The organism is Candidatus Nanohalococcus occultus (assembly GCF_029207735.1).
Taxonomy (GTDB): domain Archaea; phylum Nanohalarchaeota; class Nanosalinia; order Nanosalinales; family Nanosalinaceae; genus Nanohalococcus; species Nanohalococcus occultus.
In genome coordinates this window covers 523,240-536,735 of the sequence record NZ_CP104395.1, presented here as the reverse complement: position 1 = coordinate 536,735, position 13,496 = coordinate 523,240, and the positions used below count along the sequence as shown (strand labels likewise).

Annotated in this window: 16 protein-coding genes; 9 read left to right on the top strand and 7 right to left on the bottom strand. The window is 48.0% G+C overall.

Annotated elements, in window-relative coordinates:
- Positions 1 to 20 precede the first annotated feature (20 nt).
- Positions 21 to 932, bottom strand: coding sequence for a DNA recombination protein RmuC (gene rmuC / locus SVXnc_RS03005; RefSeq protein WP_347721453.1), 912 nt, complete (start codon positions 930 to 932; stop codon positions 21 to 23).
- Positions 933 to 987: 55 nt separating this feature from the next.
- Here rmuC and SVXnc_RS03000 point away from each other — a divergent pair, with 55 nt between their 5' ends.
- From SVXnc_RS03000 to SVXnc_RS02985, 4 genes are read left to right on the top strand one after another with little or no spacing between them, the layout of a single operon-like run.
- Positions 988 to 3,498, top strand: coding sequence for a PD-(D/E)XK nuclease family protein (locus tag SVXnc_RS03000; protein WP_347721452.1), 2,511 nt, complete (start codon positions 988 to 990; stop codon positions 3,496 to 3,498).
- On the top strand, positions 3,495 to 5,801 hold the full coding sequence (locus SVXnc_RS02995; RefSeq protein ID WP_347721451.1) for an ATP-dependent helicase: 2,307 nt from the start codon (positions 3,495 to 3,497) through the stop codon (positions 5,799 to 5,801). The genes SVXnc_RS03000 and SVXnc_RS02995 overlap by 4 nt, the downstream gene beginning before the upstream one ends.
- 25 nt (positions 5,802 to 5,826) lie before the next feature.
- Positions 5,827 to 6,234 (top strand): hypothetical protein, encoded by a 408-nt coding sequence (locus tag SVXnc_RS02990; protein ID WP_347721450.1) that lies wholly within the window; start codon positions 5,827 to 5,829, stop codon positions 6,232 to 6,234.
- Positions 6,231 to 6,467, top strand: coding sequence for a hypothetical protein (locus SVXnc_RS02985; RefSeq protein WP_347721449.1), 237 nt, complete (start codon positions 6,231 to 6,233; stop codon positions 6,465 to 6,467). The genes SVXnc_RS02990 and SVXnc_RS02985 overlap by 4 nt, the downstream gene beginning before the upstream one ends.
- Before the next feature lie 109 nt (positions 6,468 to 6,576).
- On the opposite strand, the gene SVXnc_RS02980 is transcribed toward SVXnc_RS02985, so the two are convergent.
- On the bottom strand, positions 6,577 to 6,774 hold the full coding sequence (locus SVXnc_RS02980; RefSeq protein WP_347722416.1) for a cold shock domain-containing protein: 198 nt from the start codon (positions 6,772 to 6,774) through the stop codon (positions 6,577 to 6,579).
- A 139-nt stretch (positions 6,775 to 6,913) separates the two neighbouring features.
- Here SVXnc_RS02980 and SVXnc_RS02975 point away from each other — a divergent pair, with 139 nt between their 5' ends.
- The gene (locus tag SVXnc_RS02975) at positions 6,914 to 7,117 is read left to right on the top strand and encodes a winged helix-turn-helix domain-containing protein (RefSeq protein ID WP_347721448.1); all 204 of its coding nucleotides are present in this window, start codon (positions 6,914 to 6,916) and stop codon (positions 7,115 to 7,117) included.
- 6 nt (positions 7,118 to 7,123) lie between these two features.
- Here SVXnc_RS02975 and SVXnc_RS02970 read toward each other — a convergent pair whose 3' ends face one another.
- Positions 7,124 to 7,984: a hypothetical protein gene (locus SVXnc_RS02970; RefSeq protein WP_347721447.1), complete on the bottom strand. Its 861-nt coding sequence runs from the start codon at positions 7,982 to 7,984 to the stop codon at positions 7,124 to 7,126.
- Positions 7,985 to 8,125: 141 nt separating this feature from the next.
- Here SVXnc_RS02970 and SVXnc_RS02965 point away from each other — a divergent pair, with 141 nt between their 5' ends.
- A complete protein-coding gene (locus SVXnc_RS02965) occupies positions 8,126 to 8,401 on the top strand; it encodes a hypothetical protein (RefSeq protein ID WP_347721446.1) in 276 nt (91 codons plus the stop codon).
- Positions 8,402 to 8,426: 25 nt separating this feature from the next.
- On the opposite strand, the gene SVXnc_RS02960 is transcribed toward SVXnc_RS02965, so the two are convergent.
- From SVXnc_RS02960 to SVXnc_RS02950, 3 genes are all read right to left on the bottom strand, one after another.
- Positions 8,427 to 9,008: a hypothetical protein gene (locus tag SVXnc_RS02960; RefSeq protein ID WP_347721445.1), complete on the bottom strand. Its 582-nt coding sequence runs from the start codon at positions 9,006 to 9,008 to the stop codon at positions 8,427 to 8,429.
- Positions 9,009 to 9,388: 380 nt separating this feature from the next.
- Positions 9,389 to 9,640 (bottom strand): amphi-Trp domain-containing protein, encoded by a 252-nt coding sequence (locus tag SVXnc_RS02955; protein WP_347721444.1) that lies wholly within the window; start codon positions 9,638 to 9,640, stop codon positions 9,389 to 9,391.
- A 50-nt stretch (positions 9,641 to 9,690) separates the two neighbouring features.
- Positions 9,691 to 10,083 carry a PadR family transcriptional regulator gene (locus tag SVXnc_RS02950; RefSeq protein ID WP_347721443.1) on the bottom strand — a complete coding sequence of 131 codons (393 nt, stop codon included), beginning with the start codon at positions 10,081 to 10,083 and terminating at the stop codon, positions 9,691 to 9,693.
- A gap of 55 nt (positions 10,084 to 10,138) precedes the next feature.
- Here SVXnc_RS02950 and SVXnc_RS02945 point away from each other — a divergent pair, with 55 nt between their 5' ends.
- From SVXnc_RS02945 to SVXnc_RS02935, 3 genes are read left to right on the top strand one after another with little or no spacing between them, the layout of a single operon-like run.
- On the top strand, positions 10,139 to 10,735 hold the full coding sequence (locus SVXnc_RS02945) for a DUF305 domain-containing protein (protein ID WP_347721442.1): 597 nt from the start codon (positions 10,139 to 10,141) through the stop codon (positions 10,733 to 10,735).
- Between the two features lie 58 nt (positions 10,736 to 10,793).
- A complete protein-coding gene (locus SVXnc_RS02940; protein WP_347721441.1) occupies positions 10,794 to 11,063 on the top strand; it encodes an SHOCT domain-containing protein in 270 nt (89 codons plus the stop codon).
- Positions 11,063 to 13,084, top strand: a complete 2,022-nt coding sequence (locus SVXnc_RS02935) for a copper-translocating P-type ATPase (protein WP_430827676.1) — start codon at positions 11,063 to 11,065, stop codon at positions 13,082 to 13,084. The genes SVXnc_RS02940 and SVXnc_RS02935 overlap by 1 nt, the downstream gene beginning before the upstream one ends.
- Positions 13,085 to 13,099: 15 nt before the next feature.
- On the opposite strand, the gene SVXnc_RS02930 is transcribed toward SVXnc_RS02935, so the two are convergent.
- Positions 13,100 to 13,480, bottom strand: coding sequence for a helix-turn-helix domain-containing protein (locus SVXnc_RS02930; protein ID WP_347721440.1), 381 nt, complete (start codon positions 13,478 to 13,480; stop codon positions 13,100 to 13,102).
- Positions 13,481 to 13,496 lie beyond the last annotated feature (16 nt).

Here is a 13,496-nt window from a genome sequence, read left to right as displayed (position 1 = left end):
AGGTCTGTACCTGAAAAACGTTAGTTTTCCAGACGGTTCACTGACTCGAACTCGTCTTCCAGTCGCTCAAGGCTTGATTCAACGTCATCGGCTTTCTTCTTCGAGTTCCTGACGTGCTTGTAAAACGTCGACCACTCATCGAAGACGTCTCTGAAGCTGTTTTCAAACGACTGTAACTGACTTTTAACCTTCTCAGCTTCCTTCGAGAGCTGTGCTGTCTTCACATCGCTTTTAACCAGTTCAAGCTTGTGACCTAGTGTTAAAGGAGAGACTACCTGTACGCCTTCACGTGTGTACTCGTTTAGAAGCTCATATTCCTCTCTCACAAGATAGTAGTAGACGGTCTCGGATGGAACGAACTCGAAGGCATAGTCCGTGGTTCCTTTCTCCGGTTTAACGTACTTTTTCTTTACCTCTTGTAGCTGTTTTTTGACAGCACGCCGGAACTTGTTCGAATGCTTCTGTTTTTCCTTCTCGTCTTCAGCCTCCTGCATCCGTCGGAAGCTCTCCAGTGGGAACTTCGAGTCTATACAGATCTTACCGGCACTTGACTGAATGTAGGCATCCGGTTTTTTCCGGCCTACAACCGTCTCCTGTGTGCCATACATATCGCTCGGCAGATGGCGGGCCAGCAAGTCCTCCAGTTTTCGTTCCCCGAACTCTCCGCGTTCCTGAGGGTTCGCCAGCATTGTTTCAATATCTCGGTGTAGATCCTGGATTTTCTCGGCTTCGCTCTGTACGTTCTCCATCTGCTTTTCGACCGACCCTATCTTCTCATCGAGTTTAAGGTTCTGCCAGGATTCAGATACTGCCCCACGGACCTTATCCGGGTCGACTTCCACGTCGATATCCGGTTCTTCCTGTTGGGTTACAAGGTAGAATACCGCGCCTGAGAGAATTATGACTGCTCCGCCGAGAACTATTTCGATCATAGTAAAGGCTGTAATCGGAGCGGTTAAAATCTTATCGAAACATTAACTGAATTGAATGCCTTTCTCGGTTAGAAAAACTCATAGTATAGAACAACTGGCGGAAAAAGCCGAAGAATACGCCACGGTTATAGTACCGGATAGCTCGCTTGTAGAACCGTTAAACGAAAGAATAGAAGGAAAGGTATCGACACCTATGAAACTCGGGTTCGACGGCGAGTACCGACAGAAGCTTTTCCTCAAATTCGCTGAAGAGATGAGCTGGAAACAGGCCTCTTACTTTTTGAAAAACGCGGAAAGCTGCCTACAGTCAACCGGCAAGCTGGAAGGTCTGAAAGAGAAAGGATTGGACAACTCCGAGATAGAAAACATCAGAGAGCTTATGGAAAAGGTTGAGAACCCTTACAACTCGGAATCGGTGGATATCGAACGACCAGTGCTTGTCTTGGATGAAGACCGGTTCAACGAAATCGAAAAGAGGATACTGCCTGAAGAATATGATTCGATCAGCAGCTTCAAAGACGAGAGCAGGGAACTCGGGAAGTTTTACTCGTTTAGATCAGCGGGAGAGCTAGCACAGGCGGTCGTTGAAAGTGCGGAAAAGATAGGAGCGGATGATATAGCGGTTGTATCACCTTCTAACTCACGTCATCGTTCGCTTATCGAATCACGTCTTGAATCGGAGGGCATCGAGTTCACTAGAAGCCTGGCTTTATCGGAATCGGAGAATCTCCGGACCTACATTGGTTTGATGAGAGCGGCTGTCTCGAACAATCCTTTACGGGTAGAGGATATCCGTCCGGTGATAAGCCAGCTGAAAATCAGTGTTTCAAGGCGCCACGATCCGAAACTGCTTTCCAGACTGGAACATGCCGATGCCAGAGACCTCAAAGAACTGTTGAATGTTTTACAGCACATGAACTTCGGTGAGGCCTTAGAGAAACTCGATGAGCTGGGAGCTGAAACACATAAGATAAAGGCGGTACTTGACCGGCTTGGACTCGAAAACCGGGAGGTAAACAGAGCCAACCTATCGAAACTTGAATACTACATACAGAGGTTTGATCCATCGGAAAACGAGGAAAACGGGGTGTTGCTTGTAACTCCGGAAAACGGGACGTTTATCGACAGAGACTACGTTGTCTTCGCTGGTTTTACAACCGAGTGGAACCGTGAGCCGGATGAAAAACCTTGGACGGATGAGAGAAAACAGAGGGACGTGATCCGTGATGAGTTCGAGTTGATGTTACAGTCCGGGACTAACCAGAGGTACTTGGTCGATGAGTCCGAACAAAGACTCTGCTTTAATCTAACGCAGATACTTGGGGTATCTCCGACCGACTTCGAGGAGCTGGAAGCTGTTAGAACCGCACCTTCCCAGCGTGAAGGACAGGGAGGGTTCGCTAAAAAACAGACCAACATAGAAACAGAGAGGGTTGAGATGCTGAGCCAGTCCCGGTTGAACTCGTTCGCACTGTCTCCAAGAGTATACTACTTCGATAGGCTGATCCCGAGCGCCGATAAGAAGGTTATGAAGAAAGGAAGGTTGTTCCACGATTTCGCCGAGTTCTACGTTAACTACCCGGATTTTACCGAAGAACAGGACTACATCGAGTTCATGGTCGAGGAGATAAAGCCTTACTTGGATGAGATCGAACTGGATGAGATCCGGACCGAATTCGAGATAGGTACAAGGAACATCAAAAAATACGTACGCAGAGAGGAGATAAGCTCCAAGGAGATAGAAGAGTATGAGGCTGAATCCGGCAACAAGTTTGCCAAAAAGTACGGCAAGGAGCTGCGTTTCGAGGTAACCGAACTTGAGTTTACCGACGAGGAGATGGGAGCAACCGGGAAGATCGATTTCGTGAAAAACCGGGCGCACCTGATAGATTACAAGTCCGGGAGGAAAAAGACCGAAAACAAGATAATAGAGGCCTCAAAGGTCGATATGTACGAGGACGCCCGTTTCCCGAACTTCCAGCCGATAATGTATTTAGCGGAACACCGGAAAATAAACCCCGACGAGCGCCTGAAGTTTACGTTTTTCCATTTCCTCCACGAGATAGGCGATCACATCAAAGGCGATGGCGATCTAGACGAAACCCTTGTAACCGTCGAGTACATACCGAAGAGCTTCCAAGAACACATTGGGACGGATGAAGTCTTCGAGTACCTAACGGACGGCGTAGCCAAGTCAAATGATAGACGGAAAACACTGGAGAAAATAGGTAAAGAACGGTATAAAGACTTCATAGAAAATACCGAGGTACCTGATACCCATGAGACCAGTGAGTTCCTTGAATCACGTTTCTTCGAGGATTTCATCAAGCTAGGTAAAGAAAGGGTCGGAGACTACAAGTACGTCGAGAAAGGGGTAAAAAGCGCGGTTAAAAAACTGGTTAAGATCCGGAACGCAAACTACTTCAAAAAAGACCTTGACAGGTTCGAGGAGTTCCTAGGCGAGCAGATTGAGGAGTTAAACCGTTGTAAGGAAAACGGTTTCCCGATCGATGGCAACCCGGATGACCTGCCGGAAAGAGATCTTCTGATAGAGGCTAGAAAATGACTGATCCGAACAAACAGCAAAAACAGTTAATCGAGAACACGGAAGGAACCTACCTAGTCGATGCCGGAGCAGGCACAGGAAAGACGTTCACTATAACCCGCAGGTACGCCCGGATCGTCGGTAAGAAAGGGGTCGAGCCGGAAGATGTTTTCCTCGCGACCTTCACGCGGAACGCGGCCGAGGAGATGAGCGAGCGAATTGTCGAGCTGACGGAGTTCGAGCCTGGCCGTATCTTCGAGGCGCCGATCTCAACTTTCCACAGCCACTGTCAGAAAATACTGGAGCGCCACGGGTTTAACGCACCGGAGCTTCTTGGGATAGAGGAAAAGATAACCGAGGAAGTCGATGTGATGGAAAGCCAAGTCAGGGAACGCCAGGAGTTCAAAGAGTTTTACAGCGGGTTCAAAGCAGAAAACACCGAGTACAACGATTTCTACCGTATAACCGAGGCTTCCGGAGTTCTCGGACTGTTAAAGACCTTGGCCTCGAAGGGAATCTTCCCGACAGAAAGTTCCTGGTTCGGAGAGGCTGAAAAATACCTGGATGGGGACTACGAGCGTTTCAAGGATGTCTTCAAGGAGATGAACAAGCCACGGGAGACCTCGAACGGTCAAAGACAAAGCGAGTTAAGAGACAGGCTTTACAGCTACCGCTGGAAGGACTTCCCGGAAGACGCTCCGGATGTAGCCGAGATAAGAGGTGGTCGTGGAACCAAAAGCGTACGCCAGGATTTCATGCGACGGTCCTTCGAGGAAAACAGAGACCAGCTCAAATCCTTCGTACACGATCTGTACTACGAGTACCTTGAACACTGTCTTTCCCGGAACTACCTGAACTTCCCGTTCATCATGGCACTTTCCTACGTACTGTTACATGAGCGCCCGGAGATACGAGAGAAAGAAAGCTTCGAGTATGTCATGATCGATGAGTTCCAGGACACCAACGAGATCCAGTTGAAACTCGCACTTTTACTCTCCGAGGAACCGAATATTGCGGCAGTCGGGGACTGGAAACAAAGTATTTACAGCTTCCAGCACGCATCAGTTGAGAACATACAGCGGTTCCAGAAACGACTTGAAAAATACCTAGAAGAGCTTCAGGAGGCGGAAAAAACCCTGGACATAGGTGAGGTCGAGAGAATCGAGTTAAAGCAAAACTACAGGTCCGGACAGAAAATACTTGATTTTTCAGAACATGCACTTGAGCTGCCCGCCCATAGACGGGAAAACGTTCCTGAACCAGAACTGGTCAGCCTTGAATCAAAGACCGGTTTCGAAAGCTCGAAGATCGAGCGGTTTACAAGCGAAAACGAACCTAAAGCAGTTCTATCCCGTATCCAGGAAATAATCGATAACGAAAAATACCTCAAGGAAGAAGGTGAGATACTTGAGTACGGGGATATCGCGGTTCTCACCCGCACCCGGCGGTTCGGACTGGAGTTACAGGAGCTGGCGAGTACCTACGGCATACCTGTCGAGTACGAGGGCGGGGTTGAACTGTTCAAAACACCTCAGGCACTATTACTGCTGGCATGGCTGCGTATACTTAACTCCGATTCCCTGAGAGGCTGGGCTGTCGTGCTTGAACACGCCGGTTACAGTCTTGATGAAGCCAAAGCCATTCTGGACGAGGAGAACAAAAGCTATCCTCCGGACATGAAGGCATTCCGCGAAAAGCTTGAGTCCTTCGATACCGTCAAAGCGGTTGCGAACACTGTTTTCGAACATTACGGGTACGAAAACGAGGTTTCCGATCGGATAATCGAGGTTATACAGGATGCGTTCCGCTCGACGTTCATGAACACCGGCAGCCTGATCAGCTTTATAGAAGACAATATTGAGGAAGGAGAGATCTACCAGGTGGAAACCCGGGGATCGGAAAACAGTGTTACAGTCCAAACCGTTCACGCAGCAAAAGGATTGGAGTACCCGGCGGTTTTCATCGCCGACGTAAACAAAGGAGTGTTTCCAAGTCAGAACTCCGGTTTCTCGGTTCTAAAGTACCAGGATCCTGTGGGTCTGCGTCAGAGAAAGAAGTTTGACTCTGAATACGGTTTCAGCTTCGATAACTGGCGGTACGAGATACTCTCCAAATGTATGGCCGGGGATTATGATGAAGAGCGGCGTTTGATGTACGTTGCGATGACCCGTGCGGAAAATCACTTGTTTTTCTCGGCTGAGGAAGGCAAGGAGTCTCCGTTCTACGAGAACCTGGATCTTGATGAGAAAACTGTTGAACCAGAGCTTCAAGCGGTTGAAATCTCTGAAGAGGATAGAGTGACTTTCGATATAGAAGATTCTTAAAACATTTCTGGAGTATCCCAGATTTATGGATCGGCAGACAGTGATACTAGCGACAACTTTGACAGTACTTGTAGGACTAACCGGTTTACAGGCAGGTATAATCCAGTCTGATCAGAATCGAAGTCCTGAGCAGGCAAACGGCTTTGAGTCAGTCACTGCCGACAGTGAGAACAACGTTGCGACAGCCTCTTTTTACAACCAGTCAATCGATCTAATGTATGAGGATCGCGCGGCCGCAAAGATGTACCTTGACTACGATAGAGATGGCTCCTTCGATCACCAGATAGATGTTGAAAGCGACGGAGAACGCCACAATATCTCGAGGACGGTTACGTTAGGCGAGGAAAGCTACGGGCTTTACTTTAGCTACAGCGATGACGCCGGTAGAACGGATGACGGCCAACTCACTCTTTACAAGGTAACGCGTCCGTGACGAAGCCGAGGATTCTACAGAAACAACCTTACACGGACTGGATGCTTTACGACCGGGAAACCGATAAACTGAAGATCGGTGCGGCAAAAACCCAGAAACAAGCTATCAAGAAAGCACTGTCCCTCGGAGTTGTGCCGCGTAAAACAGAGGACATAAGGCCGATGGAAGGCGGTTACCGTCTTACACTTATGACTGAACAGGAGTTCCAGGAGTTTATGGATTCGCTGAGTTAGGAAAGAGCTGTCTCAGGTTCAAGTATTAGATCAAGATTATAAGCTCGATAAAAATAATAAGAAAAAATAATGTGTAGGTGGCTTGCTCCATTTAATCGGTTGAACCCGATTAAACTAGAGTCATGTTTGTAGCCTTTGGACCTCTGTCCGCGTCCTCTTGGTCGAATTCAACTTCGTCGCCTTCTTCGACTTCAAGTCCGTCGTCCTGCTCGTCCAAGTTGAAATAGACGTCGTCGTCCATCTCGTCAGTTGCGATGAAACCGTAATGGTTCTGATCGTGGAAAAAATCTACTGTACCTTTCAAAATCTAACACCTCCTCTATAACAAGGGTTTCAATACCAAGCCTTATAATCGGAGCATGTTTCACCGCGGTATAACACCTTGTCCTGGCGCCCGGAAATCTTTATTTACACGGTTGAGAAGTTCTTAGACAAGGTGAGAAACTTTGAATAAACGTATCGGAGAACTAGCAGGAAAAGTATGGAACCATCTCGAAGAGGAGGGCGAAACATCGCTGACACAGGTATCAAACAGCTTTGAAGCCCCTAAAGCCAAGGTGGATATGGCGATCGGTTGGCTGGCAAAGGAAGGCAAACTAGAGTTCGTAGACAAAAACCGCGGGCAAGCCATTAACCTGAGAGAAAACTAACCGGAACTACTTTTCCTCGTACCGGTTATCCGCGTCCCTGTAATCATAGATAGTGATGCCGTTGTCTTTCCTGACTGTCAGTCGGGGTTCGGGGCCTTCATCCTCGCGGGTTTGAGAGCTTCTAAGGCTTTGTCTCAACTGATCTATCTTGCTGTCTAAAGCACTCCTGGTCCTGTTTTTCGCCGAGTTCTTGGTCTGTACGGCCAGTTCCTTTGCTTTATCCTTAGCAGTCTCCCGTGCTTTTCGCTTTAACTCCTCTATTTCTCCTTCACGTTTCATACGCCTCCATTCGGCTTCAAGATCTTCTTTCGCACTTAATGCCGCTGAAACCGCCTCTTTTTTCGCTCTTTCAGCTGCCCGTGCCTTCATACGGTCCGTGAAACCCGCAGGTTTCTGTCTTTCAATCGGATCGGCGACAAGGCTCATGTAGAAACTGTAGTCTTCGTTTCTTCTTTCGCTACTGCTCTCTGAGAAGCTGATGGCTGCGGAGGTCGTGGCTGCTATATGATCAGCGGCTCTGTAAGGGTTATCTGAATCTTTCATGTACTTTTTCAGTGCGCGGTAGATGTCTACGCTCCACTCTCCGTTGCTAGTTAAAGCCCATGAATCGGTTCTCGCATTCTCCTTTTCAAGTCTATCTGAATTGCCGTAGATGCCGACGGATCTATCTCCAGACCTGCCTTCAACGTATTTCCTGTAGAAACTTTCCAGTTCCTGGTCTGTCTGGATGCTGCGGATAGCGAGTTCCAGTCGCTCGCCTTCATAACTCATAGAAGTGTCTATCCGGTAGCCATTCTCGTCCTTGAGAAGGTCGAACTCTATGTTTTCTCCGTCGGTCAGCAGCTTATCGATCTCGTATTCTTTCATAAAAAACTCTTTAGAAGGTGTTTTCGCCTTCAAAAACAGTTTTAGCCGTCTTTAGATATATCGATGTCTCTTGAAAACAGTATACAAAAAACCCTGTAGGTTCCGCAAGTATAGTAAAGTCTGTATGAAAAAACTGGTTTTATGGTACAATTCGAGACAATTGAGAAAGAACGTAGAGACTATGGAAACTTCCCAGGGGAAAAATTCGTTGAGGTAAGCAGGAACAAGGCTATCCAGGACGATGGAACGGAAAACTCGTTCATCCAGATCGCAACAGGATACTACAAGGACGAGGAAACAGCTGCCTACAAAAAACGGTTTACCGTACCAACCGACGAGAAAGCAGTCGATCACATCATAGAGAAGCTACCTGAAATGTTCGAGAAGGAAAAAGAAGCAAGAGAACAAGAGGAGTAAAAATCCTCTCGCCTATTCTCTCATTTTACAGATCTCTGTAACTTGGAGAATCGTCCGGTTCGCTCAAGCCTCCGGACCCAGACTCGAGATAACTTTCGAGACTATCTGAGTATCTTTCCATATCGATAATATTGTCTTCAATCTCAACTGCTAAGTTGTCAGGGCCTGAAGTGTATTCTTCAGCTACTTCTGAGAAAGCAGTCTCCAGCTCGGATTGGCCAACATGTCTTACAGAGCCGCTGATCTCCAGTAATCTGTTGTAGACACTTGATTCTATCTCCTCGGTCATGTCCTCTGCCATCCACTGCGGGAGCATACAGTCTCCTCCCGATCTTCTGCTAATTTGTCTCTGAGCTTTAACCTGTTTGCTTTCCCAAGCGATCTTGTAGAACTCATCTTCCATACGGTGGAGATCCTTGGCTAGCTCCTCTTTGTCAGCTCTCATCCTCATGTCGTAGGATTCATCGGTCTCTACGTTTATACCGAGATCATCCAGCACATTTCTATCTAGGAAATCTCTGTAGTCTACTTCAGAGAAATCATCTGGCTTTTGAGTACTTAAGTGGTCTAGCATGCCTTCCTTCTTCGACGTTCTTTCTCCTGTCATCAAAATTACACCTTATAATTTGTCACTGAGAAATAACATATAAATGCTTTTTGATACGTTCGCAAAGATGATCTTAGAACAGACTCTGACAGGGAAGACCTAAGTTTAATCGGTCTTAAAGCATCTTGGATCTTCTTCCAGCATTTCAGATGCTGTCCTGTCTTTTAACTCAAATATGTCTTCTAATTTCTGCTTTGATTTCTCGAAGGTTCTTCCAGCCTCTCTACAGAAACTCTTTCGATGTAAAATCCTTGTATGTCTCCGCCAACGCCTTCTATGCTCATTAATGGCTCGCTACATTCTTAGGCGCCATGGAAAAAGAGAATGGAGAAAAATGTTTTTGCTGTACGTACTCCGGCAACAGCCTTCTCCAAGAGCTTCTATCCTATCTCTATATCCTCAGAATCGTTCGGAGACCACTCTATCTCGACCTCAAGTGACATATCTCCGTCCATCTCTTCTTCAACTTGGATCTCGAATTCGACCCTGTCGGCAGGCTCTAAAGTGACTGAGTCGTTCCCTGTAGTTAACTCTAGCCGGCCGTCGGCGATCTTATCGGCAATACCATGGAGTTTTTCCGCCGCATTCTGCCGGCTCATAACTGTTTCAGTCTTCAGAAGTTTCTTTGACATACTTACTTTATGGCGGCTTAGAGCCTTATAGGTTTCTGTGTTTTAACAGGTTATTCGGCGGAGGCACAGTGCTTACAGCAGTAGATCTCTCCGTCTTTCTCGTACCCGTTGTCGTATATCCGACAGTCACAGTGAGCGCATTCCCTTACCTTATCCTGTATTGCGGCGTAAAGCATCTCTCCGAACGAGTCAAGCTGTTCAGATACCAGAGTCTTGCCTTCATCCGTCAATGAGTATGTCTTTTTTCCCCGGGTGCCTTTCTCCACGCTTACGTATCCGTTTTCCTCGAGTTCTGATAGAAAAGGGTAGATATGAGACGTACTAGGTTCGTCGCCAGTCATCTCTTCGATCTTATCAATTATCTCGTAACCATGCCGCGAACCGGTCTTCAACAGCAAGAGCGTGTACATACGGTAGATATGATTCAAGTTTGGATCGGACATATGCTACGATAGTGTGGATGAATGTTTAAACCTAACCGACGTTTCATTATATGATATGTCAGGTCGGATGAAGAAGTTTACAGATAAGTTGAGGACCGATAGAAAAACCTCGGTAGCATTACTAACGGTTTTAATGGTTGCGTTAGCTGCGGCCGGAGTGTTCCAGCTTTCCAGCGGCTCGGATCAACCCACAGAGTTCAACAGGAACGACATCATGTTCATGAACATGATGATAATACACCACGATCAGGCCGTAGAGATGGCAGAGCTATCGGAAAACAGGACGAACAACTCTAACATACTTGAAATATCTCAGAATATATCCGAAGCCCAGCAAGAGGAAAACCGTTTGATGGCTGAATGGCTGAGAGATGCTGGTTTCAACCGGCCTACGCGCGGCCACCGGATGGCAGGAATGGCAACAGCTCAGGAAATGGAGCAGCTGAGACAGAGCAGCGGCAGGGAGTACGATCTATTGTTTTCCAAGTTGATGATCGAACATCACCGCGGAGGGATACAGATGGCGAGAGCCGAGGTTCAAAACGGCAGATCGGAGAAGCTAGTGGATCTGGCCCAAGAAATGGTAGAGGCCCAGACAGAGGAAATCCGGAGAATGGAGTCCTGGAGAGACGAATGGACAGGTAGTAGCTAGTCGAGGACATTATAAGATATAAACACTGACGTATCATATGCTGATAGGTGAGCCAAAAGTGTTACGAAAAATACCGGTCTTACTAGCAACCACTCTAACAACTGTAGGCACTGTGCTAGCCCACAACGAATCAGGACACTACGGGCCAGGCATGATGGATAGCGGGGCCTGGACCCACAACATGGGTCATATGGCCGGGTACAACATGTGGGGAATGGGCTGGTACGGACTCTTGTTCGGACTTGCCTTCTGGATACTTGTAATCCTAGGAATTATCTACCTCGTTCAGAAAATAACAGAACAGAGCGCAGAGAAAGAAGATAACTAATGGAACACGAACATGACCACGACCACGGCGAAGAACACTCCGAAGACAGCGGCTCGGGACACGGACACAAACACCACGAAGAGATGTTCAAACGAAAGTTTTTCATCTCCACTTTGCTTTCCTTACCTGTTCTTTACTTCAGCCAGTTTGTCTCCGGAATGCTGGGATACACACCGCCGAGCTTTCCCGGAAGCCAGCTAATAGTACCGGTATTCTCAGTTATAATTTTCGCCTACGGTGGCTTGCCTTTCCTGAAGATGGCTAAATCAGAGTTCGAGGACAGACAGCCAGGTATGATGATGCTGATCTCCCTTGCCATAACAGTCGCTTTCGTCTACAGTATGGCTTCCTTGACTTTGAACACACAGTCCAGCTTCTTCTGGGAGCTTGTAACACTTATCGATATCATGCTTCTCGGCCACTGGATAGAGATGAGGTCTGTGCGCCAGGCATCGGGAGCGCTGGACGAACTCGCCCAGTTAATGCCTGATACCGCGGAAAAAATACTTGAAGACGGAACGATAGAAGAAATCAAGGTCTCGGAGCTAGAAGAAGGCGATAAGGTCTTGATCCGGCCTGGTGCCTCGGTGCCTGCCGATGGGAAAGTATTCGAGGGCGAATCCAGTGTCGATGAATCGATGATAACCGGAGAATCCCAGCCGGTGGACAAACAACCCGGCGATGAGGTGATCGGCGGAACCGTAAACAACGACGGCAGTCTAAGGGTTGAGATCACCGCGACAGGAGACGAGACCGCACTTTCCGGCATAATGGGTCTGGTCGAACAGGCACAGGGAAGCGAATCAAAGACACAGATGCTAGCCGATAAAGCAGCGGGCTGGCTTTTCTACATAGCGCTCGGCTCAGGAGCCGCAACCGCGATAGCTTGGACGCTAGCCGTTGGCTTTAACGTAACGGTGATCGAACGAGTAGTAACTGTTTTAGTAATCGCTTGTCCGCACGCGCTAGGTTTAGCTGTTCCGCTCGTAGTAGCTATCAACACTTCCATGGCCGCACAAAACGGCATACTGGTCAGGGACCGTATAGCTATGGAGCAAGCCAGAAAACTCGATACCATAGTGTTTGACAAGACAGGTACGTTGACTAAAGGAGAGATGGGAGTTGCGGACATCGAAGCCACCAGTATCTCGGAGGATAAAGCCCTTTCATTGATGGCTGGTGTAGAAAAGGACTCGGAACACAGCATCGCGGAGGCAATCAGAAACTCGGCCGAGGAAAAAGACTTGGATATACCTGAGGCAAAAGGTTTCGAGGCAATCAAAGGCAAGGGCGTGAGAGCAGAGATCGAAGGTGATGAAGTCTTCGTTGGAGGTCCGAACCTAGCCAAATCAGAAGGTTTTGAGATACCTCAGCAACTCGAAGAGTTCGCGGAAAAGGCCGCAGAAAACGCCGAGACAGCCATATACCTGTTCCGCGATGGAAAAGCCATCGCAGCTGTCGGTCTCGCAGACATAATCCGGGATGAAAGCCAGGAAGCAATCGAGCAACTACACGAGAAAGGCATCGAGGTCGCGATGCTGACAGGAGACTCAAAGGAGGTAGCCCGGGCCGTAGCCAGGGAGCTTGAAATCGATACTTACTTTGCCGAAGTCCTACCAGAGGACAAAGACAAGAAGATCCAGGAGCTACAGGATGAAGGCAAACTGGTTGCGATGGTTGGAGACGGAGTCAACGATGCTCCAGCGCTTACAAGAGCGGACATCGGGATCGCGATAGGATCTGGGACTGACGTGGCTGTCGAATCAGCGGACATTATACTCGTTCAGAACAATCCTTTGGATATTGTAAAGCTGTTGAAGCTGAGTGATGCCAGCTACAGGAAGATGGTACAGAACCTGTTTTGGGCAACGGGCTATAACGCATTGGCTCTGCCTTTGGCAGCCGGAGTACTCGCTCCGATCGGAGTGATGCTTTCACCGGCAGCAGGAGCGGTTATAATGTCGCTTTCAACGGTTATAGTGGCGGTGAACGCACAGTTGATGAAGAGAACCCAGCTCTAGATAAGAGGGGTTCAGTTACTCGTCTCTGGAGTATTTTTGGCGGAATTCATGGATTAGGCCGCCCATCTGTGCGTACCAGTCATTTAGCTTTCTCTGCGTCCGGTCTGCTACTTCTTCAGGGTCTTTGGCCTTGTAAACGTGGTGGTAGCCGCCGTTTTCCTGATTGACCTGTTTTTGCTCGAGGAACTTATTTTCCAGAAGTCTCTGTACCGAGCGGTAAGCAGTTGATCTTTCACGGTCCACTTGTTCGGCGATTTCATCGACCGACAGCGCTTTTTCCACATCAACCAGTCTGAAGTAGATCTTCTTGTCCAGCTCTTTTGAGCCGTGGATACAGTCCAAGAGACTCTCACAGCTCATATCTTCCTTCAGATACTGTGCTATTGATTCCGGCATCTTCTCTGAATAAGTA

What these genes read in the sequence shown, in the direction of transcription:
- SVXnc_RS02960 (WP_347721445.1), bottom strand. Translation starts at nt 9,008, where the DNA reads ATGACAGGAGAAAGAACGTCGAAGAAGGAAGGCATGCTAGACCACTTA.
- SVXnc_RS02995 (WP_347721451.1), top strand. Translation starts at nt 3,495, where the DNA reads ATGACTGATCCGAACAAACAGCAAAAACAGTTAATCGAGAACACGGAA.
- SVXnc_RS02950 (WP_347721443.1), bottom strand. Translation starts at nt 10,083, where the DNA reads ATGTCCGATCCAAACTTGAATCATATCTACCGTATGTACACGCTCTTG.
- SVXnc_RS02955 (WP_347721444.1), bottom strand. Translation starts at nt 9,640, where the DNA reads ATGTCAAAGAAACTTCTGAAGACTGAAACAGTTATGAGCCGGCAGAAT.
- SVXnc_RS02930 (WP_347721440.1), bottom strand. Translation starts at nt 13,480, where the DNA reads ATGCCGGAATCAATAGCACAGTATCTGAAGGAAGATATGAGCTGTGAG.
- SVXnc_RS02935 (WP_430827676.1), top strand. Translation starts at nt 11,063, where the DNA reads ATGGAACACGAACATGACCACGACCACGGCGAAGAACACTCCGAAGAC.
- SVXnc_RS03000 (WP_347721452.1), top strand. Translation starts at nt 988, where the DNA reads ATGCCTTTCTCGGTTAGAAAAACTCATAGTATAGAACAACTGGCGGAA.
- SVXnc_RS02970 (WP_347721447.1), bottom strand. Translation starts at nt 7,984, where the DNA reads ATGAAAGAATACGAGATCGATAAGCTGCTGACCGACGGAGAAAACATA.
- SVXnc_RS02990 (WP_347721450.1), top strand. Translation starts at nt 5,827, where the DNA reads ATGGATCGGCAGACAGTGATACTAGCGACAACTTTGACAGTACTTGTA.
- SVXnc_RS02945 (WP_347721442.1), top strand. Translation starts at nt 10,139, where the DNA reads ATGTCAGGTCGGATGAAGAAGTTTACAGATAAGTTGAGGACCGATAGA.
- rmuC (WP_347721453.1), bottom strand. Translation starts at nt 932, where the DNA reads ATGATCGAAATAGTTCTCGGCGGAGCAGTCATAATTCTCTCAGGCGCG.
- SVXnc_RS02965 (WP_347721446.1), top strand. Translation starts at nt 8,126, where the DNA reads ATGGTACAATTCGAGACAATTGAGAAAGAACGTAGAGACTATGGAAAC.